At 69.7% G+C, this 24405-nt stretch carries 18 protein-coding genes and 2 pseudogenes; 11 read left to right on the top strand and 9 right to left on the bottom strand.

The annotated features are described in order from the left end of the window. Positions 1-50: 50 nt before the first annotated feature. The 6 genes from D6270_RS05420 to D6270_RS05395 form a co-directional block, all read right to left on the bottom strand. On the bottom strand, positions 51-1106 hold the full coding sequence (locus D6270_RS05420) for a PAC2 family protein (RefSeq protein ID WP_109166487.1): 1056 nt from the start codon (positions 1104-1106) through the stop codon (positions 51-53). A 146-nt stretch (positions 1107-1252) separates the two neighbouring features. After that, positions 1253-2311: an LLM class flavin-dependent oxidoreductase gene (locus D6270_RS05415; protein ID WP_109166488.1), complete on the bottom strand. Its 1059-nt coding sequence runs from the start codon at positions 2309-2311 to the stop codon at positions 1253-1255. Positions 2312-2408: 97 nt separating this feature from the next. After that, positions 2409-4019, bottom strand: coding sequence for a glycerol-3-phosphate dehydrogenase/oxidase (locus tag D6270_RS05410; RefSeq protein ID WP_109166489.1), 1611 nt, complete (start codon positions 4017-4019; stop codon positions 2409-2411). A 15-nt stretch (positions 4020-4034) separates the two neighbouring features. Beyond that, a complete protein-coding gene (gene glpK / locus D6270_RS05405; RefSeq protein ID WP_109166490.1) occupies positions 4035-5579 on the bottom strand; it encodes a glycerol kinase GlpK in 1545 nt (514 codons plus the stop codon). 57 nt (positions 5580-5636) lie between these two features. Continuing rightward, positions 5637-6428 (bottom strand): MIP/aquaporin family protein, encoded by a 792-nt coding sequence (locus tag D6270_RS05400; RefSeq protein WP_109166491.1) that lies wholly within the window; start codon positions 6426-6428, stop codon positions 5637-5639. Positions 6429-6805: 377 nt separating this feature from the next. After that, positions 6806-7570 (bottom strand): IclR family transcriptional regulator, encoded by a 765-nt coding sequence (locus D6270_RS05395; protein ID WP_109166492.1) that lies wholly within the window; start codon positions 7568-7570, stop codon positions 6806-6808. 239 nt (positions 7571-7809) lie between these two features. Here D6270_RS05395 and metH point away from each other — a divergent pair. From metH to D6270_RS05380, 3 genes and pseudogenes are all read left to right on the top strand, one after another. Continuing rightward, a pseudogene (gene metH / locus D6270_RS05390) lies at positions 7810-11324 on the top strand (methionine synthase). Positions 11325-11465: 141 nt separating this feature from the next. Next, complete coding sequence (locus D6270_RS05385; RefSeq protein WP_109166494.1) at positions 11466-12167, top strand: HAD family hydrolase; 702 nt, start codon at positions 11466-11468, stop codon at positions 12165-12167. A gap of 261 nt (positions 12168-12428) precedes the next feature. Further along, positions 12429-14027 (top strand): ABC transporter substrate-binding protein, encoded by a 1599-nt coding sequence (locus tag D6270_RS05380; protein WP_109166495.1) that lies wholly within the window; start codon positions 12429-12431, stop codon positions 14025-14027. A 75-nt stretch (positions 14028-14102) separates the two neighbouring features. On the opposite strand, the gene D6270_RS05375 is transcribed toward D6270_RS05380, so the two are convergent. Both D6270_RS05375 and D6270_RS05370 read right to left on the bottom strand, forming a co-directional pair. Further along, positions 14103-14774, bottom strand: a complete 672-nt coding sequence (locus D6270_RS05375; protein WP_030570198.1) for a response regulator — start codon at positions 14772-14774, stop codon at positions 14103-14105. Between the two features lie 9 nt (positions 14775-14783). Beyond that, a complete protein-coding gene (locus D6270_RS05370; RefSeq protein WP_237492491.1) occupies positions 14784-15629 on the bottom strand; it encodes a RecB family exonuclease in 846 nt (281 codons plus the stop codon). Between the two features lie 177 nt (positions 15630-15806). On the opposite strand from D6270_RS05370, the gene D6270_RS05365 reads away from it, so the two are divergent. From D6270_RS05365 to D6270_RS05355, 3 genes are all read left to right on the top strand, one after another. Beyond that, positions 15807-17057, top strand: a complete 1251-nt coding sequence (locus D6270_RS05365; RefSeq protein WP_093691600.1) for a site-2 protease family protein — start codon at positions 15807-15809, stop codon at positions 17055-17057. Positions 17058-17100: 43 nt separating this feature from the next. Further along, positions 17101-18018: a tRNA (adenine-N1)-methyltransferase gene (locus tag D6270_RS05360; protein ID WP_003970161.1), complete on the top strand. Its 918-nt coding sequence runs from the start codon at positions 17101-17103 to the stop codon at positions 18016-18018. A gap of 218 nt (positions 18019-18236) precedes the next feature. After that, positions 18237-18806, top strand: coding sequence for a hypothetical protein (locus D6270_RS05355; RefSeq protein WP_109167578.1), 570 nt, complete (start codon positions 18237-18239; stop codon positions 18804-18806). Between the two features lie 8 nt (positions 18807-18814). On the opposite strand, the gene D6270_RS05350 is transcribed toward D6270_RS05355, so the two are convergent. Further along, the gene (locus tag D6270_RS05350; protein ID WP_109166497.1) at positions 18815-19126 is read right to left on the bottom strand and encodes a ferredoxin; all 312 of its coding nucleotides are present in this window, start codon (positions 19124-19126) and stop codon (positions 18815-18817) included. A 240-nt stretch (positions 19127-19366) separates the two neighbouring features. Between D6270_RS05350 and arc the strand changes: the two genes are divergently transcribed. The 5 genes and pseudogenes from arc (at position 19367) to prcB (ending at position 24364) form a co-directional block, all read left to right on the top strand. Next, a complete protein-coding gene (arc, locus tag D6270_RS05340; RefSeq protein WP_109166498.1) occupies positions 19367-21133 on the top strand; it encodes a proteasome ATPase in 1767 nt (588 codons plus the stop codon). 234 nt (positions 21134-21367) lie between these two features. Continuing rightward, positions 21368-22879: a depupylase/deamidase Dop gene (gene dop / locus D6270_RS05335; RefSeq protein WP_109166499.1), complete on the top strand. Its 1512-nt coding sequence runs from the start codon at positions 21368-21370 to the stop codon at positions 22877-22879. Positions 22880-23007: 128 nt separating this feature from the next. After that, the gene (locus D6270_RS05330; RefSeq protein WP_003970166.1) at positions 23008-23226 is read left to right on the top strand and encodes a ubiquitin-like protein Pup; all 219 of its coding nucleotides are present in this window, start codon (positions 23008-23010) and stop codon (positions 23224-23226) included. 154 nt (positions 23227-23380) lie between these two features. Then, a pseudogene (locus tag D6270_RS05325) lies at positions 23381-23567 on the top strand (endonuclease domain-containing protein); the annotation flags it as partial. Continuing rightward, positions 23519-24364, top strand: a complete 846-nt coding sequence (gene prcB / locus D6270_RS05320) for a proteasome subunit beta (protein ID WP_109166500.1) — start codon at positions 23519-23521, stop codon at positions 24362-24364. The pseudogene D6270_RS05325 and the gene prcB, both read left to right, overlap by 49 nt. Positions 24365-24405 lie beyond the last annotated feature (41 nt).

Here is a 24405-nt window from a genome sequence, read left to right as displayed (position 1 = left end):
GGGGTGTTGTACGGGAAGCCATCCCGTACAACACCCCCTCCTCCCGCCCGTCACTCCTCGTCGGGACTCTCCCCGGACGCCTCGTCAGGGCCCTTGTCCTCGGGCTTCTTCCCCGGACCCTGACCTGACTGGCCCTGACCCGGCTGACCCTGGCCCGGTCCGGCCTCCGGGCGGGGCGGCTTCGGCGGCCGGGTGCGGCCGCCGGCGGGGTCCCGCAGATACGCCGAGTCCCCGCTCTCCGTCGCATGGCCGCCGGGACCCGGCCCGCCGTCCCGGCGCCGCAGATACCGCTCGAACTCCCGGGCGATGGCCTCGCCGGACGCCTCGGGCAGCTCCGCGGTGTCCCGCGCCTCTTCCAGCGTCTGGACGTACTCCGCGACCTCGCTGTCCTCCGCCGCCAGCTGGTCCACGCCGAGCTGCCAGGCCCGCGCGTCCTCCGGCAGCTCGCCCAGCGGGATGCGCAGCCCGATCAGGTCCTCCAGCCGGTTCAGCAGGGCCAGCGTCGCCTTGGGGTTCGGCGGCTGCGACACATAGTGCGGCACCGCCGCCCACAGGCTCACCGCCGGCACCCCGGCATGGGTGCACGCCTCCTGGAGGATGCCGACGATGCCCGTCGGACCCTCGTACCGGGTCTCCTCCAGGTCCATCGTCCGCGCCAGATCCGCGTCGGAGGTGACCCCGCTCACCGGCACCGGCCGGGTGTGCGGGGTGTCACCGAGCAACGCGCCCAGGATGACGACCATTTCGACGCCCAGCTCATGGGCGAAGCCGAGGATCTCGTTGCAGAACGAGCGCCAGCGCATCGACGGTTCGATCCCGCGCACCAGGACGAGGTCCCGGGGCTTCTCCCCGCCGACGCGCACGACCGAGAGACGGGTCGTCGGCCAGGTGACCTTCCGTACCCCGTTCTCCAGCCACACCGTGGGGCGGTTGACCTGGAAGTCGTAGTAGTCCTCGGCGTCCAGCGCCGCGAACACCTCGCCCTTCCACTCCCGGTCCAGGTGGCTCACCGCTGTGGAGGCGGCGTCACCGGCGTCGTTCCAGCCTTCGAACGCGGCCACCATGACCGGGTCGATCAGCTCGGGCACCGACTCGAGCTCGATCACCCGGGCCTCCTTCCGAAGTCTCCATACGTACGGAGCAACCTTACGGCTTCGGGACCCTCGGACCGCAGCCCGTTTGCACGGCCGGGTGAACCTTGCCAGCAGGAGTGGATCATCGGGCCGAACAGTGCATCAGCCCGGATCCGCCCTCACTGCCAGAGCGTGGAAGGCGCCTCCCGCCGGACCACCGGCGCGATCTCCTCCGCGAACCGCTGGAGTGTCTCCAGCTGCTCCGGCCGGCTCAGCCCGAAGCCGTCCACGGTGATCGACTGGAGGTCGTGGCGGTAGACCGTGTGCCACCCGAGGATCTTGTCGATGATCTGCTGCGGGGAGCCGATCAGCTGCGGGCCGCCCTCGATCGCGTCCTCGATGGTGCGGAACGGGGTATTGTAGCCGGCCTTGCCCGCCAGGTGCGGCTTGAACGACTGCCGCACCCGCGCCTCGTACAGCTCCTTGTACTGCCCCACGGCCGCCTGCGAGCTGTCCGCGATGAGCAGTCCGCCGGAGCCCGCCGCCACCCTGGCGTCCGCCGGATCGTGCCCGTACGCCTCGAACCGCTCCCGGTAGTGCGCGATGAGCTTCGCGTACGCCTCGCGGGGCTGGATGGCGTTGGCGGTGAAGAGCGGGTCCCCATGGACCGCCGCCAGCTCGGGGGAGTTGAGGCTGGTGGCCGAGCCGTGCCAGACGCGCGGGAGACCGTCGTACGGACGCGGCACGGTCGTCACGTTCTTCAGCGGCGGACGGAACTCGCCCTCCCAGTCGACGCCTTCCTCGGTCCAGAGGCGGCGCAGCAGCTCGTACTTCTCCCTCTGGAGGTCCCACTGCCGCTCCTCGTCGAGACCGAAGAGGTCGAAATGGCCCGCCTCGGCGCCCTTCCCGACGACCAGTTCGATCCGGCCCCGGGATATCTGGTCGAGGGTCGCGAAGTCCTCCGCCACCCGGACCGGGTCGAGGATCGCGACCACGGTCACCCCGGTGAGCAGCCGGATCGTGGTCGTACCGGCCGCGATCGCGCCGAGCACCACGCTCGGGCTGGAGGAGAGGAACGCCCCGGCGTGCCGCTCGCCGACCGAGTAGGAGTCGAAGCCGAGTTCCTCCGCCACCGACGCGGTGGCGATCACTTCCTCGAACCGGTCGGCGGGGGAAGGGAGTTCGCCGGTCAGCGGGTGGCGGTCATGGCCGATCAGGGAGAGCACCGAGAATCTCATGACCTCCACTCTCCTCGCGGCACATTGCGCGCGTGTGGCAGGAGTGTGGCGCGTGCCGGGGGCGGCGTACCCTGCGGGGACGCCGCCCCCGGGTGGATCAGTCGCGGTCGGCCAGCAGCTTCTCGACGCCGTCGCGGACCTCGTCCGTCGCCAGGCCCCGGATCGTCAGCGTGGTCCGGCGGCGCAGCACGTCGTCCGCCGTCTCGGCCCACTCGTGGTCGCGGGCGTAGGCGACCTGCGCCCAGATCTCCGGGGCGTCCGGGTGGACGCGCTCGGCCAGCTCCGGGCTCTCGTTGGCCAGGCGCGCGATGTCGAAGGCGAGCGAACCGTAGTGCGTGGCCAGGTGGCGGGCGGTGTCCGGCGCCATGCGCGGGCCGGGGGCGGGGCCGTCGATGAGCAGCCGGTGCGCGACCGCGTTCGGGTTGGCGATCCCGGGCAGCGGCAGCTTCTTCGGCAGCCGGTTCATCGGCTCCATGTCCTCGGCCAGCGGGTGCCCGGGCAGGGCGGCCAGCTTGTTCATGACCGTACGGCCGATGTGGCGGAACGTCGTCCACTTGCCGCCCGCGACCGACAGCATCCCGCCGCGGCCCTCCGTGACGACCGTCTCGCGCTTGGCCTTGGAGGTGTCGCCGGGACCGCCCGGAAGCACGCGCAGACCGGCGAAGGAGTAGGTGATCAGATCGCGCGAGAGCTGCTGGTCCTTGATCGAGAAGGCCGCCTCGTCGAGGATCTGCGCGGTGTCCGCCTCGGTCACCGCGACGTCCGCCGGGTCGCCCTCGTACTCCTCGTCCGTCGTGCCGAGGAGCAGCATGTCCTCCCACGGCAGGGCGAACGTGATCCGGTACTTGTCGATCGGGGTGGCCAGCGCCGCCCGCCACGGACGGGTCCGCTTGAGGACCAGGTGGGCGCCCTTGGAGAGACGGATGGAGGGGGCCGCGTTCGGGTCCTCCATCTTCCGGAGGTGGTCGACCCACGGGCCGGTCGCGTTGAGCACGAGGCGGGCGGTGACGCCGAACTCCGTACCGTCGACGCTGTCCTTCAGCTCGGCGCCGGTGACCCGGCCCCGGGTGAAGCGCAGGCCCGTGACGGCCGCGTGGTTGAGGACGACCGCGCCCGCGTCGACGGCCGCGCGGACCGTCATCAGCGCCATCCTGGCGTCGTTCATCTGGTCGTCGCCGTAGACCGCGACGGCCTTCAGGTTGTCGGTGCGCAGCTCCGGGACGTCGCGCGACGCCTTGGCCGGGGAGATGACGTGGCCAACGCCGTCGCCGAACGCGGAGAGCGCGGAGTAGGCGAAGACGCCCGCGCCGAGCTTGGCCGCGCCGTGCGGGCCGCCCTTGTAGACGGGCAGGTAGAAGGTGAGCGGGTTGGCCAGGTGCGGGGCCACCTCGCGGGAGACCGCGCGGCGCTCGAAGTGGTTCTCCGCCACCAGCTTGACCGCGCCGGTCTGGAGGTAGCGCAGACCGCCGTGGAGCAGCTTGGAGGAGGCGGATGAGGTGGCGCCGGCGAAGTCACCGGCGTCCACCAGAGCCACCCGCAGCCCGGACTGCGCGGCATGCCAGGCGGTGGAGATGCCCAGGATGCCGCCGCCGATGACCAGGAGGTCGTACGTCGCCCGGGACAGCTGCTCCCGGGTTTCGGCGCGGCTCGGCAGGGAGCCGGAGGCCGGGTGCGTTCCGAGGGCGGGAACGCTCTGCAGGGTGGTCATGGTGAATGCTCCTCGTCAGCTTTCTTCGTCCTCGACCCAGCCCATGGTCCGTTCGACGGCCTTGAGCCAGCTCTTGTACTCGCGGGCACGGGTGTCCGCGTCCATACGGGGGGTCCACTCGGCGGCCCGGCGCCAGTTGGCGCGCAGCGCGTCGGTGTCCGGCCAGAAGCCGACGGCCAGGCCGGCGGCGTAGGCGGCGCCGAGGCAGGTGGTCTCGGCGACCATGGGGCGCACCACCGGCGCGTCCAGGAAGTCGGCGAGCGTCTGCATCAGCAGGTTGTTGGAGGTCATACCGCCGTCGACCTTGAGCGCGGTCAGCTCGACCCCGGAGTCCTTCGTCATGGCGTCGCTGATCTCGCGGGTCTGCCAGGCGGTGGCCTCCAGGACGGCACGGGCGATGTGCGCCTTGGTGACGTAACGGGTGAGACCGGTGATCACACCCCGGGCGTCGGGACGCCAGTAGGGGGCGAACAGTCCGGAGAAGGCGGGCACGAAGTAGGCGCCGCCGTTGTCCTCGACCGAGGAGGCCAGCGTCTCGATCTCGGCGGCCGACTTGATCAGGCCCATCTGGTCGCGCATCCACTGCACCAGCGAACCGGTGACCGCGATGGAGCCCTCCAGGGCGTACACCGGGGGCTTGTCGCCGATCTGGTAGCCGACGGTGGTGAGCAGCCCGTTGTACGAGTTCACCGGGGTGCCGCCGGTGTTCATCAGCATGAAGGTGCCGGTGCCGTACGTGGACTTGGCCTCGCCCTCGGCGAAGCAGGTCTGGCCGAACAGGGCCGCCTGCTGGTCACCCAGCGCGGAGGCGACGGGCACGCCGTCGAGGATGCCGCCCTTGGCGTGGCCGTACACCTCGGCGGAGGAGCGGATCTCGGGGAGGACCGCGGCCGGGATGCCGATGGAGGAGAGGATCTTCTCGTCCCACTCCATCCGGTGCAGGTTCATCAGAAGGGTGCGCGAGGCGTTGGTGACGTCGGTGACGTGGACGCCGCCGTCGGTGCCGCCGGTCAGGTTCCAGATGACCCAGGAGTCCATGGTGCCGAAGAGGATGTCGCCGGCCTCGGCGCGCTCGCGCAGCCCCTCGACGTTGTCGAGGAGCCAGCGGACCTTGGGTCCGGCGAAGTACGAGGCGAGCGGCAGCCCGGTCTCGCGGCGGAAGCGGTCCTGGCCCACGTTGCGGCCGAGCTCCTTGCAGAGCGCGTCGGTACGGGTGTCCTGCCAGACCAGCGCGTTGTGCACCGGCTCACCGGTGTTCTTGTCCCACAGGAGGGTGGTCTCGCGCTGGTTGGTGATGCCGATCGCCTTGACGTCGGCGGAGGTGATGCCGGCCTTGACGATGGCCCCGGCGACGACCTCCTGTACGTTCTCCCAGATCTCGGTCGCGTCGTGCTCGACCCAACCCGGCTTCGGGAAGATCTGCTCGTGCTCCTTCTGGTCGACGGAGACGATCCGGCCGTCCTTGTCGAAGACGATGCAGCGGCTGGAGGTGGTGCCCTGGTCGATGGCCGCGATGAACGGGCCGGTGCCGTGGGTGCCGGTGGTGTGTGCGTCGGTCACGGTGTGCTCCCGGAAGTCGGTGGATGAGAGGGGTTACGGCGCTGATACCCGCGTGGGCTAGGCGAAGGCCAGGTTGTAGAGCCCACCGGCGAGGGCGCCGCCGATGAGCGGACCCACGATGGGTACCCACGCGTAGCCCCAGTCGGAACCACCCTTGTTCGGCAGCGGCAGCACCGCGTGCACGATGCGCGGGCCGAGGTCGCGGACCGGGTTGATGGCGTAGCCCGTCGGCCCGCCGAGCGAGAGGCCGATACCGACGACGACCAGGGCGGTGATCAGGGCGCCGAGCGTGCCGAGACCGTTTCCCTCGTTGTTCAGGCCCTGGGTCAGGATCGCCAGGACCAGCACCATGGTGGCGATGACCTCGGTGACGACGTTCTGCACACCGTTGCGGATCTCCGGTCCGGTGGAGAAGATGCCGAGCACCGGTCCGGCCTTGGGGGCGGAGACCTGGTCGACCATGCCCTCTTCGGCGGACTTGGTGCCGACGATCTCGGGGTCGGTCAGGTGGGCGTGGAACTGCCCGTAGTACACCGCGTAGACCAGGACGGCGCCGATCATCGCGCCGAGCAGCTGCGAGCCCAGGTAGAGGGGCACATCGCCCCACGGCGTGCCGCCCTGGATGGCGAGGCCGAGGGTGACGGCGGGGTTGAGGTGGGCGCCCGAGACGCCGCCGGCCAGGTAGGCGCCGGTCAGCACGGCGAAACCCCACCCGAAGGTGATGGCCAGCCAGCCCGCGTTCCGGGCCTTCGAGCGCTTCAGCGTGACGGCGGCGACCACACCGCCGCCGAGCAGGATGAGTATGGCGGTACCGATGGTCTCGCCGATGAAAATGTCGGAGCTGGACACCCGCGACTCCTTTGTCCTTAGTCCAGGGGGAGCGGAACACCGGTCCCTTGGTGTTCCACGCCCCAGGTGGGTATCCACAATCCGTGGGCAGCCCACCTGTGAGGGCTTGACCGGCCCTTGGCACTGTCCCACCCTAACGCGTATTGCCGTTAAGCGTTCGACAATGCCGACCGTTGAACGGCAGTGTTTCCCTCGAGTGAAGGAAGCGTCAAGGGTTCTGTGGCCGAGGACTCGGTGCGCGACGCGATCGTTACCCCACGATGCGCCCGGGTGCGCGCGGGCGCACCCGGGAGCTCGCGTGCGGACACGCGCCAGGCGTCACGGAGGTGGTCTCCGGGCCGTCGTGGAGCGGCCCGGCTCTCAGGGGCGCCCGGTCCTCAGAAGCGGCCGGCGCCCAGGTCGCGGGAGACCGCCCGGGCGCAGTCCCGTACGGCCGCGATCAGCTCGGGGCGCAGCGCGCCGCCCGGTGCCACCCGCTCCACCGCGCCCGTCACCGCCACCGCGCCCACCGGCATCCTGCGCCGGTCGTGGATCGGGGCGGACACGGCGGCCACCCCTTCCCAGGTCTCCTCGGCGTCGGCGGCCCAGCCCTGGGCGCGGATCAGGTCCAGCATCGCCTCGAACTCGTCGGCGGCCGTGACCGTACGCGCGGTGAAGGAGCGGCGCTCCGCCTCCATGACCTCGCTGTGCGCCACCGGGTCGTACGCGGACAGCACCTTGCCCAGCGCCGTGGAGTGCAGCGGCTGCATCGCCCCGACCTCCAGCACCTGGCGGCTGTCGTCGGGCCGGAAGACGTGGTGGACGATGAGTACGCCGTGCTGGTGGAGCACGCCGAGGTGGACGCTCTCGCCGCTGGAGCGGGCCAGGTCGTCCGTCCAGACCAGGGCGCGGGCCCGCAGCTCGTGGACGTCCAGATAGCTGTTGCCCAGCCGCAGCAGCTCGGCGCCCAGCTGGTAGCGCCCCGAGGCGGCGTCCTGCTCCACGAAGCCCTCCAGCTGGAGGGTGCGGAGGATTCCGTGGGCGGTGCCCTTGGCCAGTCCCAGGGAGGAGGCGATGTCGGACAGCCCGAGCCGCCGCTCGCCGCCGGCCAGCAGACGCAGCATCGCGGCCGCCCGCTCCAGCGACTGGATGTTCTTGGCCATCGCGCCGTACTCCTCCACCTCGGTTCGACAATGCTGAACACTATCGGTCGATGCCGACCTGTGCCGGACTCCGGGGAAAGTCTCCTCCCGACGGCCCGCCGCGCTCGCACCCGCACAGCATGCAGTCCGCCTCATGGACGGACCGACCACGCGTCGAGGTGTCCGGCTACGCTGACGGGGTGCGCCTTCCCCAAGAAGGACGCAAAGCCGACAGCCGTCGCATCCCTGGGAGATCATCCATGGCCTCGTTGCCGACACCCGCCCCGACAGCCGGACCCGCGCAGCAGCCCTGCGTGAGGCGCTCGCCACCCGGGTGGTGGTGGCGGACGGTGCGATGGGCACCATGCTCCAGGCGCAGGACCCGACGCTCGAGGACTTCGAGAACCTCGAAGGCTGCAACGAGATCCTCAACATCACCCGCCCCGACATCGTGCGCTCGGTCCACGAGGAGTACTTCGCGGTCGGCGTCGACTGCGTGGAGACCAACACCTTCGGTGCGAACCACTCCGCCGCCAACGAGTACGAGATCGCCGACCGGATCTTCGAGCTCTCCGAGTCCGGCGCCCGGATCGCCCGCGAGGTCGCCGACGAGTTCGCGGCGAAGGACGGCCGCCAGCGCTGGGTCCTCGGCTCCATCGGCCCCGGCACCAAGCTGCCCTCGCTCGGCCACATCACGTACGACGTCCTGCGCGACGGCTACCAGCAGAACGCCGAGGGCCTCCTCGCGGGCGGCTCCGACGCCCTGATCGTCGAGACCACCCAGGACCTGCTGCAGACCAAGTCCAGCATCATCGGCGCCCGCCGGGCCATGGAGGCCCTCGGCATCGAGGTGCCGCTGGTCTGCTCCCTCGCCTTCGAGACCACCGGCGTCATGCTGCTCGGCTCCGAGATCGGCGCCGCCCTCACCGCCCTGGAACCGCTGGGTATCGACTTCATCGGCCTGAACTGCTCCACCGGCCCGGACGAGATGAGCGAGCACCTGCGCTACCTCGCCCGCCACTCCCGTACGCCCCTGATGTGCATGCCCAACGCCGGCCTGCCCGTCCTCACCAAGGACGGCGCGCACTTCCCGCTCGGCCCCGACGGCCTCGCCGACTCCCAGGAGACGTTCGTCCGGGACTACGGCCTCTCCCTCATCGGTGGCTGCTGCGGTACGACCCCGGCCCACATGAAGGCCGTCGTGGAGCGGGTCCAGGGGCTCACGCCCACCGAGCGCGACCCGCGCCCCGAGCCCGGCGCCGCCTCGCTCTACCAGACCATTCCCTTCCGCCAGGACACCGCCTACCTGGCGATCGGGGAGCGCACCAACGCCAACGGCTCCAAGAAGTTCCGCGAGGCCATGCTGGAGGCCCGCTGGGACGACTGCGTGGAGATGGCCCGCGACCAGATCCGCGAGGGCGCGCACATGCTCGACCTCTGCGTCGACTACGTGGGCCGCGACGGCGTCGCCGACATGAGCGAGCTGGCCGGCCGCTTCGCGACCGCCTCCACCCTGCCGATCGTGCTCGACTCCACCGAGCTGCCCGTGCTCCGCGCCGGCCTGGAGAAGCTCGGCGGCCGGGCCGTGCTGAACTCGGTCAACTACGAGGACGGTGACGGCCCCGACTCCCGATTCGCGCAGGTCAGCGCCCTGGCCTCGGAGCACGGCGCCGCCCTGATCGCCCTCACCATCGACGAGGAGGGCCAGGCCCGCACCGTCGAGCACAAGGTCGCCATCGCCGAGCGGCTCATCGAGGACCTCACCACCAACTGGGGCATCCACGAGTCCGACATCCTCATCGACACCCTGACCTTCACCATCTGCACCGGCCAGGAGGAGTCCCGCGGCGACGGCATCGCCACCATCGGGGCGATCCGCGAGCTGAAGAAACGACACCCGGACGTCCAGACCACCCTGGGCCTCTCCAACATCTCCTTCGGCCTCAACCCGGCCGCCCGGGTCGTGCTGAACTCCGTCTTCCTCGACGAGTGCGTCAAGGCGGGCCTGGACTCCGCGATCGTCCACGCCTCCAAGATCCTGCCCATCGCCCGGCTGGAGGAGGAGCAGGTCAAGGTCGCCCTCGACCTGATCTACGACCGCCGCGCCGAGGGCTACGACCCCCTCCAGAAGCTCATGGAGCTGTTCGAGGGCGTCAACATGAAGTCGATGAAGGCGGGCAAGGCCGAGGAGCTGATGGCCCTCCCGCTGGACGAGCGGCTCCAGCGCCGCATCATCGACGGCGAGAAGAACGGCCTGGAGGCCGACCTCGACGAGGCGCTCCAGGACACCCCGGCCCTGGACATCGTCAACAACACGCTGCTCGAAGGCATGAAGGTGGTCGGCGAGCTGTTCGGCTCCGGCCAGATGCAGCTGCCGTTCGTCCTCCAGTCCGCCGAGGTCATGAAGAGCGCGGTGGCCCACCTGGAGCCGCACATGGAGAAGACCGACGACGACGGCAAGGGCACGATCGTGCTCGCCACCGTCCGCGGCGACGTCCACGACATCGGCAAGAACCTCGTCGACATCATCCTCTCCAACAACGGCTACAACGTCGTCAACCTCGGCATCAAGCAGCCCGTCTCCGCGATCCTGGAGGCCGCCGAGGAGCACCGCGCCGACGTCATCGGCATGTCCGGCCTCCTGGTGAAGTCCACCGTGATCATGAAGGAGAACCTCCAGGAGCTGAACCAGCGCAAGATGGCCGCCGACTTCCCGGTCATCCTCGGTGGCGCAGCGCTGACCAGGGCCTACGTGGAGCAGGACCTGCACGAGATCTACGAGGGCGAGGTCCGCTACGCCCGCGACGCCTTCGAGGGCCTGCGCCTGATGGACGCGCTCATCGGCGTCAAGCGCGGGGTGCCGGGCGCGGCCCTGCCCGAGCTCAAGCAGCGCCGGGTCCCGAAGAAGGACGTCACGGCCGTGCTGGAGGTCGAGGAGCCCGAGGGCTCGGTGCGCTCGGACGTCTCCACCACCAACCCCGTCCCCGAGCCGCCGTTCTGGGGCACCCGGGTCATCAAGGGCATCCCGCTCAAGGAGTACGCCTCCTGGCTGGACGAGGGCGCCCTGTTCAAGGGGCAGTGGGGGCTCAAGCAGGCCAGGACCGGCGACGGGCCGACGTACGAGGAGCTGGTGGAGACCGAGGGGCGCCCGCACCTGCGCGGCTGGCTGGACCACCTCCAGTCCAACAACCTCCTGGAAGCCGCCGTCGTCTACGGCTACTTCCCCTGCGTCTCCAAGGGCGAGGACCTGATCCTCCTCCACGAGGACGGCTCCGAGCGCACCCGCTTCACCTTCCCGCGCCAGCGCCGCGGCCGCCGCCTCTGCCTCGCGGACTTCTTCCGCCCCGAGGAGTCCGGCGAGACGGATGTGATCGGCCTCCAGGTCGTCACCGTCGGCTCCCGGATCGGCGAGGCCACCGCCGAGCTGTTCGCCGCCAACTCCTACCGCGACTACCTGGAGCTGCACGGCCTCTCCGTCCAGCTCGCCGAGGCCCTCGCGGAGTACTGGCACGCCCGGGTCCGCGGCGAGCTGGGCTTCGCGGGGGAGGACCCCGCCGACGTCGAGGACATGTTCGCCCTGAAGTACCGGGGCGCACGGTTCTCGCTCGGCTACGGGGCCTGCCCGGACCTGGAGGACCGCGCGAAGATCGCCGACCTCCTGGAGCCGGGCCGGATCGGTGTGGAGCTCTCCGAGGAGTTCCAGCTCCACCCCGAGCAGTCCACCGACGCTCTCGTCATCCACCACCCCGAGGCGAAGTACTTCAACGCGCGGTAGCCGCCCCTTCACCCTGTGGCTCCGCGTCGTTCGCGCGCCGTGGCCTGACAGGTCGTACACTGGTCGGTCCAGTGCAGGCCGGTCGCCCTCCCATCCGGGAACGGCGGCCGGCCTTCTCGTCCCTTACGGAAGGTGTGCCGGATGACGAGTACGGTTCCCGCGTCCCTGACCCGCACGGCCGAAGGCGCCACCTTGCAGGCGGTCCTTCTCGACATGGACGGAACCCTCGTCGATACCGAGGGCTTCTGGTGGGACGTCGAGAAGGAGGTCTTCGCCGACCTCGGACACCGGCTGGAGGAGCCCTGGCGGGACGTCGTCGTGGGCGGCCCGATGACCCGCAGCGCCGGCTACCTCATCGACGTCACCGGTGCCGACATCTCCCTGGACGAGCTGTCCGTGCTGCTCAACGACCGCTTCGAGAAGCGCATCCGGGACGGCGTGCGGCTGATGCCGGGCGCCGAGCGGCTCCTCGCCGAGCTGGCGGCGTCGAAGACCCCCACCGCGCTCGTCTCGGCCTCGCACCGCCGGATCATCGACCGGGTGCTGGACTCCGTGGGCCACCACCACTTCGCGCTCACGGTCGCCGGTGACGAGGTCACCCGCACCAAGCCGCACCCCGAGCCCTATCTCACCGCCGCAGCGGGCTTCGGCGCCGACCCGTGGCGCTGCGCCGTCATCGAGGACACCGCGACCGGGGTCGCCGCGGCCGAGGCGGCGGGGTGCCGGGTGGTCGCCGTACCCTCCGTGGCGCCCATCGCACCCGCTGTCGGCCGGGCCGTCGTGAGTTCGCTCGAAGAGGTCGACCTCCCCTTCCTGCGCAAGCTCATCACCGGCACAGGCTGAAGAAACCGTGTGCGTTCCGGCAACTTTCCGTGGATGTGAATCAGCCACAGTCGATCTGTGTACAGAGGGGGGACAGGTGAGCTTCCTCACCTGAAAGCCCTCCATGGCCGACCGTCATCGGTCGATCTGTCCGGAATGGCGATCAAATATCGCCCCCTGCGGAGGCCGGGGGAGGGCGGCCCGCTCCTCACGCGGTCGGGGTGGTCACCGGCGGCTACTAACTTTGGTTCCTCACCCACCGTGATGAGGGAGAACGCCCGTATGAACCGCAAGACCCTGGTGCTGCCGGCCGTCGTCGGCCTGCTGGCCCCCGTGCTCGCCGCCTGCGGCAGCGCGGACAGCGGCGCCGGTGGCGAAGGCGCCATCGTCGTCGGCACCACGGACCAGCTCGTGGCCTCCGAGGAGAACCCCGCTCCTCTCGACCCGGCCATCGGGTACGAGGCAGGCGTCTGGAACGTCCTGCGGCAGACGGTGCAGACCCTGACCACCGTCCCCAACGGCGGCGGCGAGCCGGTGCCCGAGGCCGCCCGGAGCTGCACCTTCACGGACACCGCGAACGAGAGCTACCGCTGCACCCTGCGCGCCGGCCTCGAGTTCGCCGACGGCACCCCCGTCACCGCCGAGGATGTGAAGTTCTCCATCCAGCGGGTCATCGACATCAACTCCGACAGCGGACCGGTCGGGCTCCTCGCCAACATCGACACCATCGAGACCAAGGGCGACGACCAGGTGGTCTTCCACCTGAAGACGCCCGACGCCACCTTCCCGTACAAGCTCGCCACCCCCGCCGCCGGCATCGTCCCCGAGGGGAAGTACCCGGCGAAGGAGGCGCGCGACGGCTTCCAGGTCGACGGCTCGGGGCCGTACACCATGAAGCCGCAGACCCAGGACGGCCGGGTCACGCGGATCACCTTCACCAAGAACCCCTCCTACCAGGGCGAGCTGAAGGTCCTCAACGACAAGGTCGACATGGACCTCTTCCCCGACGCCGAAGCCATGGGCGAGGCGCTGGAGGAGAAGAAGATCCACATGATGACCCGGGCCATGTCGCCCGAGCAGGCCCGCGACATGCTGGCGAAGCCGAAGGAGGGCATCGAGCTGACCGAGATGCCCGGCCTCGCCATCAGCTACCTCGGGTTCAACACCAAGGACCCGGTGGTCAGCAAGGCCGTACGGCAGGCCATGGCGCAGATCATCGACCGTGGCGAGATCGCGGGCAAGGTGTACGGCACCACCGCCGAGCCGCTCTACTCGGTGATCCCCTCCAGCATCACCGGCCACACCAACGCCTTCTTCAACAAGTACGGCGAGCCCAGCACCGCCAAGGCCGCGCAGACCCTGGAGAAGGCCGGGATCAAGACGCCGGTGAAGTTCACCCTGCACTACACCAACGACCACTACGGCTCCGCCACCGCCAAGGAGTTCAAGGCGCTCCAGGGCCAGCTGAACGGCTCGGGCCTCTTCGACGTCACCGTCCAGGGCAAGGAGTGGTCGAAGTACCGCCCGGAGCAGAAGCGCGGCGACTACGCGGCGTACGGCATGGGCTGGTTCCCCGACTTCCCGGACCCGGACAACTACACCGCCCCGTTCCTGGACAAGAACAACTTCCTCAACTCGCCCTACCGGTCGCAGGAAGCGCAGAACGTCCTGATCCCCAAGTCGCGCCGAGAGGCCGACCGCAGCGCCGCCGCCACGACGTACGAGAAGCTCCAGGACATCGTCGCCACCGACGTCCCCGTCCTGCCGATCTGGCAGGGCAAGCAGTACGTCGCCTCCCGCAGCGGGGTCGCCGGGGTCGAGAGGTCCGTCAGCGCCACCTCCGAACTCCAGCTCTGGGAGCTCAACAGGACCAGCGCCTGAGCACCGCCGAAACCGCCCGGCCCGCACCTCCTGACAACAGGAGGTGCGGGCCGGACGGCTTTCGACCGGCGGTCGCTACTGCGCGCCGGGGCGCACCAGGCCGCTCTCGTACGCGTACACCGCGGCCTGCACCCGGTCGCGCAGGCCCAGCTTCGTCAGCACATGGCCCACATGCGTCTTGACCGTCGTCTCGCTGACGAACAGGTCCGCCGCGATCTCCGCGTTGGACAAGCCCCGCGCCACCAGCTTCAGGACCTCCACCTCACGGTCCGTCAGCGTGTGCAGGGCGTCCGGGACCGGGTCCTCGCCGGAGGGCAGATGGTCCGCGTACTTGTCGAGGAGGCGGCGCGTGATGCTCGGGGCGAGCATCGCCTCGCCCGCCGCCACCACCCGGATCGCCTGGACCAGCTCATTGGCCGGCGCGTCCTTCAGCAGGAAGCCGCTCGCCCCCGCCCGCAACGCCTCCACCACATACTCGTCGAGGTCGAACGTGGTCAGCACCAGCACCTTCGCCGGGCCGTCCTTGCCCGGGCCGGTGATCTGCCGGGTCGCCTCCACCCCGTCCATCCGCGGCATCCGGATGTCCATCAGCACCACATCGGGCTGGAGCGCCCGCACCTGGTCGATGGCCTGCAGACCGTCACCGGCCTCACCGACCACCGCCAGATCGCCCTCGGCCTCCAGAATCATCCGGAAACCCGTGCGCAGCAGCGGCTGGTCGTCGACCAGTAGGACGCGGATCGCCACGGAAACTCCTTAACGGCCCTCAAGAGCCACGGGTCGGCCGGCCTCGGCCCGGTCGGAGCCCATTCTGCCCTGGTCATCCTCGCCCGACTCCGCCGGGCGGACCGACAGCGGGTATACCGGGGGAGTCCCCCCGAACTCCGGACAGACCGCCTGGTGATCGCACCAGCCGCACAGCTTCGTCGGCCGTGGCCGCCAGTCACCGGTCTCGGTGGCCAGCGCGATCGCCTCCCACAGCGCGAGCAGCTTGCGCTCCACCCGCTCCAGATCCGCCACCACCGGGTCGTACGTCAGCACATCGCCGCTGCCCAGATAGACCAGCTGGAGCCGGCGCGGCACGACCCCCTTCAGCCGCCAGATCACCAGGGCGTAGAACTTCATCTGGAAGAGCGGGCCCTCGGCATACTCCGGCCGCGGCGCCTTCCCCGTCTTGTAGTCGACGATCCGCACATCACCGGTGGGCGCGACATCGATCCGGTCGATCACGCCGCGCAGCCGCAGCCCGGACTCCAGCTCCGTCTCGACGAACAGCTCGCGCTCGGCCGGCTCCAGACGCGTCGGGTCCTCCAGCGAGAACCACCGCTCCACCAGCCGCTCGGCCTCACCCAGCCAGCGCGACAGCCGCTCACCCTCGGCGTCCCCGGCGAACAGCTCACCCAGCTCCGGCTTCGCCTCCAGCAGCCGCTCCCACTGGCCGGGGACCAGCGCCCGCGCCCGCGGTGCCGTACGGTCGGCCGCCGGGGCGTCGAAGAGCCGCTCCAGCACCGCATGGACCAGGGTGCCCCGGGTAGCCGCCTCGCTGGGCTTCTCCGGCAGTTTGTCGATGACCCGGAAGCGGTAGAGCAGAGGGCACTGCATGAAATCGCTCGCCCGCGACGGCGACAGGGATGTGGGCGGCTGCGGCGGCCGGGGCACGGAGGTCATGTCTCAAGACCCTACGGCCCGCCACTGACAGCCGGCGGCATACCATCGATGGCAGACCCTCGCAGACAGCATCATCGTGGCGCAGGCCACGTACCGAACCGAAGGGACCACGTGGACAAGAGCGGCGACAGCGGGCGGCCGCAGCCCGGCGCAGGGGGAACGGACCCCGGCGCCGCCCCCGACGACGGCAAGCCGAAACGCCCCGCTGATCCGGGCGGCGGCCTGCTCATGGGCCGCCCCTTCGGTGTGCCCGTCTACGTCGCGCCCAGCTGGTTCGTCGTCGCCGCACTGATCACCTGGGTCTTCGGCGGCCAGCTGGACCGGGTGCTGCCCGAGCTCGGCGGCGCCCGCTACCTCGTCGCCCTCTTCTTCGCGATCGCCTTCTACGCCTCCGTGCTCGTCCACGAACTGGCCCACACGGTCGCCGCCCTGCGCTACAAGCTCCCCGTCCGCCGCATCCAGCTCCAGTTCTTCGGCGGCGTCTCCGAGATCGAGAAGGAGACCGAGACCCCCGGCCGCGAGTTCATCCTCGCCTTCGTCGGGCCCCTCCTCTCCCTCGTCCTCGGCGGTGTCTTCTACGGCGCGATGCAGTTCGTGGAGCCCGGCACGGTGCCCGGTGTCCTGATCGCCGGGCTGATGATCTCCAACCTCATCGTGGCCGCCTTCAACCTGCTGCCCGGTCTGCCCCTCGACGGCGGCCGGATGCTCCGGGCCATCGTCTGGAAGATCACGGGCAAGCCCATGAGCGGCACCGTCGCCGCCGCCTGGGTCGGCCGGGGCCTCGCCGTCACCGTCCTCATCGGGCTGCCGCTGCTCACCCACACCGGGGCCGTCGGCAGCGCCAACGAGGAGATCGGCGGGGTGGAGACCGTCATGGACGCCCTCCTCGCCGCGATCCTGGCCGGCATCATCTGGACCGGCGCCGGCAACAGCCTGCGCATGGCCCGGCTCCGCGAGCACCTGCCCGACCTGCGGGCCCGCACCCTCACCCGCCGCGCCGTCCCCGTCGAGTCCGCCACCCCCCTCTCCGAGGCCCTGCGCCGGGCCAACGAGGCGGGCGCCCGCGCGCTGGTCGTCGTCGACGGACAGGGCAACCCCAAGGGCGTCGTCCGCGAGGCCGCCATCGTCGGCGTCCCCGAGCACCGCCGCCCCTGGGTCGCCGTCAGCGGCCTCGCCCAGGACCTCACCGACGGCATGAAGGTCCCCGCCGAGCTCGCGGGTGAGGCCCTCCTGGACCGGCTGAAGGCCACCCCGGCCACCGAGTACCTGGTGATCGAGGAGACCGGCGAGATCTACGGAGTCCTCTCCACCGCCGACGTGGAGCGCGCCTTCGTCAAGGCCATGGCCCGCCCCGAGTCCTGAAGGACCCGGAAAAGGGCCCCCGAAACACCGGTACGCTGGTCACATGTCTGAACCGACCGGTGCCGCCCGCCGACGTGGGCCCTTCAAGGTCGGGGACCAGGTACAGCTCACCGACCCCAAGGGACGCCACTACACCTTCACGCTCGAAGCCGGAAAGAACTTCCACACCCACAAGGGTTCTTTCCCGCACGACGAGCTGATCGGTGCTCCCGAGGGCAGTGTTGTCCGAACCACGGGAAACGTCGCCTATCTCGCGCTGCGCCCCCTGCTCCCCGACTACGTCCTCTCCATGCCCCGCGGCGCCGCCGTGGTCTACCCCAAGGACGCGGGCCAGATCCTGGCCTTCGCCGACATCTTCCCCGGCGCCCGCGTCGTGGAGGCCGGCGTCGGATCCGGCTCCCTCTCCACCTTCCTGCTGCGCGCCATCGGTGAGCAGGGCATGCTGCACTCCTACGAGCGCCGCGAGGACTTCGCCGAGATCGCCCAGCAGAACGTGGAGCGCTACTTCGGCTCCCCGCACCCGGCCTGGCAGCTGACCGTCGGAGACCTCCAGGACAACCTCTCCGACACCGACGTCGACCGTGTCGTGCTGGACATGCTCGCTCCCTGGGAGTGCCTGGAGGCCGTCTCCAAGGCCCTGGTGCCCGGCGGCATCCTCTGCGCCTACGTGGCCACCACCACCCAGCTCTCGCGCACCGTCGAGTCCATCCGCGAGATCGGCTGCTTCGCCGAACCGCAGCCCTGGGAGTCGATGATCCGCAACTGGCACGTCGAGGGCCTGGCCGTCCGCCCCGACCACCGGATGATCGGCCACACCGGCTTCCTGGTCACCGCCCGCCGGCTCGCGGACGGCGTCGAGCCGCCGCTGCGCCGCCGCCGCCCCTCCAAGGGCGCCTACGGCGAGGACTACGAGGGACCGGGCAGCCAGAGCCGCGGAGGCTCCGCCGCCGACCGCGGCTGACCCGCCCGACGAACCCGCGCCGCCGCGCAGCTCCCCGACCGACCGGGGAACTGCGCGGCGGCGCCTTCGCGTTGCCGCCGGGGCGCGCGCCCCGGCGCTGAAACCGGCGCACACCCCGCCGTTCCCACGGCGTGTGAGGTGTGGCACGATGCTGGCCACCCCTCGGGGGCGGGCCCGCCCCACCCCGGGCTCCCAGGAACCACATGGAGACACACCGCGTGCAGACCTCCGCGCTCCCGGACCTCGCGCACACCGCCACGAAGCCGGTGCACTGGCTCGCCACGGCCGTGGCCATGGCCGGCGTCGTCGCCCTCGCCGGGCTGCTCCAGCCCCGTACGGCCACCGCCACCGCCACCGCCCCGGAGAAGCGGACCACCACGCCCGCGGCCGCCCCGGACCCGGCGGAGGTGGGGTTCCCCCTGGAGTGCGGCGGGGCCGGGACCACCGTGGCGAAGCAGGCCCCCGGAGACCTGGACGGTGACGGGCGGCCGGAGACCGTCGCCGTGGTCCACTGCGCCGCGGGCTCGGGGACGCCGCCGAGCGGCATCTACGTCCTGACACAGACGGGCGGGACCGCACCCAGGGTCGTGGCGACCCTGGTGGACCCCGCCGACAAGAAGACCGTCGGTGACTTCGCCGTACGCGAGGGGCGCGTCTCGGCGACCCTGCTGGGCTACTCCTCGCTGGAGGTGCCACGCTGCTGTCCCGACCAGGAGGAACAGGTCTCCTGGCGGTGGAAGGGCAACGCGTTCGTCCGCACCTCCGGAGACCTCGCGCGCGCTGTGTGACCGTACGGTCAGGCCGCGTCCGGCCCGTACACCTCGACGTTGTCCTTCACGCGCCGCACATGGATGCAGTCCCCGGGGCACTCCTTGGCCGAGTCGACCACGTCCTGGAGGAGCGGCAGCGGCACCGGAGTGGTGGCCCCCGGGTCCTGGAGGAGCTCGTCGTCGCCGCTCTTCACATAGGCCAGGCCGTCGATGTCCAGTTCGAAGACCTCCGGCGCGTACTGCACGCAGATGCCGTCGCCCGTACAGAGGTCCTGGTCGATCCAGACCTCCAGGTCCTGCGTGTCACTGTCGCCCGGCGAGTCCTGCTGCACGGTCATGTGTCCTGCCGTTCCTGCGTATCCGGACCAATTGGAGCCAGCCCTGACGGGTGTTGAACGCTTCGACGATACAACCGGCGGCTTTCCGATGCCGAAGGGTGGGTATTCCCTTGGCGTGAGGGAGAGCGCAAGGGTGAAGATCGGACACACCCCGCAGTCTTTGTGATCTAGGGGTTTCAATCACCACCCACCCAGGTAGGGTCAGGAAGCGTCCAGCTCCCCATGGAGGAGGTGAGGACCGTGGCAGCCCACGACGACGACATCAACCGCGGCATCCGGCCCGCGCGAGGGTCAGAAGACCCGGCCGGCCAGGTTGCCTATCTCGAGCAGGAAATCGCCGTCCTGCGACGTAAGCTCGCCGACTCTCCGCGTCATACGAGGATTCTCGAAGAGCGGATCGTCGAGTTGCAGACGAATCTGGCAGGCGTGTCCGCACAGAACGAGCGGCTCGCCAACACGCTCCGCGAGGCGCGTGACCAGATCGTGGCCCTCAAGGAGGAGGTCGACCGGCTCGCACAGCCGCCGGCCGGCTTCGGTGTCTTCCTGCAGGCCAACGAGGACGGCACCTGCGACATCTTCACCGGGGGCCGCAAGCTCCGGGTGAACGTGTCCCCCAGTGTCGAACTGGAGGACCTCAGGCGTGGCCAGGAGGTCATGCTCAACGAAGCGCTCAACGTGGTCGAGGCCATGGAGTTCGAGCGGGCCGGGGACATCGTCACCCTCAAGGAGATCCTTGAGGACGGCGAGCGCGCCCTGGTGGTCGGGCACACCGACGAGGAGAGGGTGGTGCGGCTCGCCGAGCCGCTGCTGGACATCACCATCCGCTCCGGTGACGCCCTGCTGCTGGACTCCCGGTCCGGTTACGTCTACGAGGTGGTCCCCAAGAGCGAGGTCGAGGAGCTGGTCCTCGAAGAGGTTCCGGACATCGACTACGACAAGATCGGCGGCCTGGGCGACCAGATCGAGCTGATCCGCGACGCGGTCGAGCTCCCCTACCTGCACCCCGACCTCTTCAAGGAGCACGAACTGCGACCGCCGAAGGGCATCCTGCTCTACGGTCCGCCCGGCTGCGGCAAGACGCTCATCGCCAAGGCCGTCGCCAATTCGCTCGCCAAGAAGGTCGCCGAGGTGACCGGGCAGCCCGCGGGGAAGAGCTACTTCCTCAATATCAAGGGCCCCGAGCTCCTCAATAAGTACGTCGGTGAGACCGAGCGGCACATCCGTCTGGTCTTCCAGCGTGCGAGGGAGAAGGCGAGCGAGGGCACCCCCGTCATCGTCTTCTTCGACGAGATGGAATCCCTCTTCCGCACCCGCGGCAGCGGCGTCAGCTCGGACGTGGAGAACACCATCGTCCCGCAGCTGCTCGCCGAGATCGACGGTGTGGAGGGTCTGGAGAACGTCATCGTCATCGGCGCCTCCAACCGCGAGGACATGATCGACCCCGCCATCCTGCGACCCGGCCGACTCGATGTGAAGATCAAGATCGAGCGTCCGGACGCCGAGGCCGCGAAGGACATCTTCGCGAAGTACCTGACTCCGTCGCTCCCGCTGCACTCGGACGATCTGGCCGAGCACTCCGGCTCCCGGCCGGCCGCCGCCCACGCCATGATCCAGTCCGTGGTGGAGCGGATGTACACGGAATCCGAGGAGAACCGCTTCCTCGAGGTCACCTACGCCAACGGCGACAAGGAAGTCCTGTACTTCAAGGACTTCAACTCCGGCGCGATGATTCAGAACATCGTCGACCGGGCAAAGAAAATGGCCATCAAGGCATTCCTCGAAGAGCAGCAGAAGGGTCTGCGCGTCTCCCATCTCCTCCAGGCCTGCGTGGATGAGTTCAAGGAGAACGAGGACCTGCCCAACACCACCAATCCGGACGACTGGGCCAGGATTTCCGGTAAGAAGGGTGAGCGGATCGTCTTCATCCGCACACTCGTCACCGGAAAGCAGGGCGCGGACACCGGGCGCTCCATCGACACGGTGGCCAATACCGGCCAGTACCTGTAATACGCCGACCGGCTGCGGATGCCTGGAGGGGCATCCGCAGCCGGTCGTTTTCCCCCGTTCCGGCCACACCGGAACAATGTCGTAATTGATCTCCCCACCGGCGCAGAGGCGCTCTAGGCTCTGCGGTACCGCCGAGTCGCGCAGTGCGGTGACGGGCACCGCATACGCACCGGACAAGCAGCGGTACTTGAGCGTCGCTCCCGGACGGGACCGACGCCGGGCAAGGAGGGCCGCATGACCGTACGGCGAGTAATGGGCATCGAGACGGAGTACGGGATCTCCGTCCCCGGCCACCCCAACGCCAATGCCATGCTCACCTCGTCCCAGATCGTCAACGCCTACGCGGCGGCGATGCACCGGGCGCGCCGCGCCCGCTGGGACTTCGAGGAGGAGAATCCGCTGCGCGACGCGCGAGGCTTCGACCTCGCCCGTGAGACCGCCGACTCCAGTCAGCTCACCGACGAGGACATCGGCCTGGCCAATGTGATCCTCACCAACGGCGCCCGGCTCTACGTCGACCACGCGCACCCCGAATACAGCTCACCGGAGATCACCAACCCCCTCGACGCGGTGCTCTGGGACAAGGCCGGCGAGCGGATCATGGCCGAGGCCGCCGAGCGGGCGGCCGCCATCCCCGGCGCCCAGCCGATCCACCTCTACAAGAACAACACCGACAACAAGGGCGCCTCCTACGGCACGCACGAGAACTATCTGATGAAGCGGGAGACGCCGTTCTCGGACATCGTGCGCCATCTGACGCCGTTCTTCGTCTCCCGCCAGGTCGTCACCGGCGCGGGGCGGGTCGGCATCGGCCAGGACGGCCATGAGCACGGCTTCCAGATCAGCCAGCGCGCGGACTACTTCGAGGTCGAGGTCGGCCTGGAGACCACGCTCAAGCGGCCCATCATCAACACCCGGGACGAGCCCCACTCCGACGCGGAGAAGTACCGCCGGCTCCATGTGATCATCGGCGACGCCAACCTCTCGGAGATCTCGACCTATCTGAAGCTGGGCACCACGTCCCTGGTGCTGTCCATGATCGAGGACGCCTTCATCAACGTCGACCTCGCCGTCGACCAGCCCGTCCGCACCCTGCACCAGGTCTCGCACGACCCGGACCTCCGGCAGCTGATCACGCTCCGCAGCGGCCGGACACTCACCGCCGTCCAGCTCCAGATGGAGTACTTCGAGCTGGCCCGCAAATACGTCGACGAGCGGTACGGTGCCGACGCCGACGAGCAGACCAAGGACATCCTGACCCGCTGGGAGGACACGCTCAACCGGCTGGAGACCGACCCGATGAGCCTGGCCGGGGAGCTGGACTGGATCGCCAAGCGGGAGCTCATGGAGGGTTACCGCCGCCGCGACTCGCTGGACTGGGACGCCCCCCGGCTGCACCTGGTCGACCTCCAGTACGCCGACGTACGGCCCGACAAGGGGCTCTACAACCGTCTGGCGGCCCGTGGGCGGATGAAGCGGCTGCTGGACGAGGACGACGTCACCAGGGCCCGTACGCAGCCTCCGGAGGACACCAGGGCCTACTTCCGGGGCCGCTGTCTGGAGCAGTATGCCGACGACGTTGCGGCCGCCTCCTGGGACTCGGTCATCTTCGACCTGCCGGACCGCGACTCGCTCCAGCGGGTGCCCACCCTGGAGCCGCTGCGGGGGACCAAGGAGCACGTCAAGGACCTCCTGGACCGCTGCCGTACGGCGGAGGAGCTGGTCCGGACGCTGTCGGGCGGCTGAAAGGCGTCCGGGCGGGGAATCAATCACCCGAGGCCCGGACGTTGCACAACCACCGGGCCAAATGTCGGACCTCGTGGGTAGGGTCTGATCAAGAGCTTGATTGCTTCGAACCGAGCGGGGTGAGCTACATGGCGACCAAGGACACCGGCGGCGGACAGCAGAAGGCGACGCGTTCCACCGAGGAGGTCGAGGAGCAGGCGCAGGACGCGCAGGCGTCCGAGGACCTCGCGGAGCGCCAGGAGAAGCTGAGCGACGACGTCGACTCGGTGCTGGACGAGATCGACGACGTCCTCGAAGAGAACGCCGAGGACTTCGTCCGCTCCTTCGTTCAAAAGGGTGGACAGTAGTTCACGAGTGTGAACGCCTGGTAGCGCTCCGGGCGACCGTGGAACTCGGGGGAGACGGGGTGACGGCGCCCGCCGCGGCGGGCGCCGTCACCCCGCTCGCCGACCGGTGGAGCCCCCTCCGGTTCGCGAGTGCGGGATCGACGCAGATCCCTCCGCCGAACATGTGGATCACTGCCCCGGGACGGGTAGGGTCCGTGGCGTACGTTGCTTCAACTGCAATTCGGCCATCGGCAAGTTGGGGGATGATCCTGACTCTCTTGCGCAGGGCCATCGCATACCTGGAGGGAAACGCGTGGAAGCCAACACTCGTAGCACCGGGCGTCTACCAGCTGCCTTCCTGACGCCGGGTTCGTCCTCGTTCATGGACTTCCTGTCCGACCAGTCGCCCGAGATGCTCCCGGGCAACCGGAGTCTGCCGCCGCTTCAGGGGGCCATCGAGGCACCGCACGGGACGACCATCGTCGCGGCGTCCTTCCCCGGTGGCGTCGTCCTGGCCGGTGACCGGCGCGCCACCATGGGCAACATGATCGCGCAGCGCGACATCGAGAAGGTCTTCCCGGCCGACGAGTATTCGGCGGTGGGCATCGCCGGCACCGCCGGACTGGCCGTGGAGATGGTCAAGCTGTTCCAGCTGGAGCTGGAGCACTTCGAGAAGGTCGAGGGCGCCCAGCTCTCCCTGGAGGGCAAGGCGAACCGGCTCTCCACCATGATCCGCTCCAACCTCGCCATGGCCATGCAGGGCCTCGCCGTGGTGCCGCTCTTCGCGGGGTACGACGTGGACCGCGACAAGGGCCGCATCTTCTCCTACGACGTCACCGGTGGCCGCTCCGAGGAGAACGGCTACGCCGCCACCGGATCCGGGTCGATCTTCGCCCGCGGCTCCATGAAGAAGCTCTACCGCGAGGACCTGACGGAGGAGCAGACCCTCACCCTGGTCGTGCAGGCGCTGTACGACGCCGCTGACGACGACTCGGCGACCGGCGGCCCGGACGTGGCCCGCCGGATCTACCCGATCGTCACCGTCATCACCGACGAAGGCTTCCGGAGGCTGGGCGACCAGGAGTCCGCCGACATCGCGCGCTCCATCCTGGAACGCCGCCTGGAGCAGCCCGACGGCCCGCGCGCCGCGCTGCTCTGACCCGGACTCCGAGCCTTCCGAGATGCACTCGTCACTGACAG

The sequence above is a fragment of the Streptomyces griseus subsp. griseus genome (assembly GCF_003610995.1).
GTDB lineage: Bacteria > Actinomycetota > Actinomycetes > Streptomycetales > Streptomycetaceae > Streptomyces.
This window is presented reverse-complemented; position numbering and strand designations above follow the sequence as displayed.